The sequence below is a fragment of the Bradyrhizobium sp. 25ACV genome (assembly GCF_054863005.1).
Map to the genome: position 1 here is coordinate 1 of NZ_JAVAYO010000151.1, position 257 is coordinate 257.

1 protein-coding gene is annotated in these 257 nt (G+C 54.5%); it reads left to right on the top strand.

Annotation, left to right across the window (positions count from 1 at the left end; all coding sequences use genetic code 11):
- Window positions 1–246: hypothetical protein (locus tag RAD04_RS38945; RefSeq protein ID WP_461628004.1), on the top strand; the 246-nt coding region annotated here is incomplete at its 5' end.
- Window positions 247–257: the final 11 nt, after the last annotated feature.

Here is a 257-nt window from a genome sequence, read left to right on the forward strand (position 1 = left end):
CGTTGCAGTGACGTGTTCGTCGTTTTCGTGGGGGGCGCTCTTGGAATGGTGTGCATTTCGATCGAAGAAATGATCGAAATCATGGATGCCGGTGACTCTGGGCAGATTTGGATCAGGATCGATCGGCCGCGCGGTAAATGGTTTTCCGTATTTGGTGCAAAGGGACCGTTAGCTGCGAAGAAGCCCAATGGCCTAGAGTGCCTGCTTGATCGCCTGCAACCGGCAGACATGAAAGTCTGCGCTTAAGGGCTACGCCG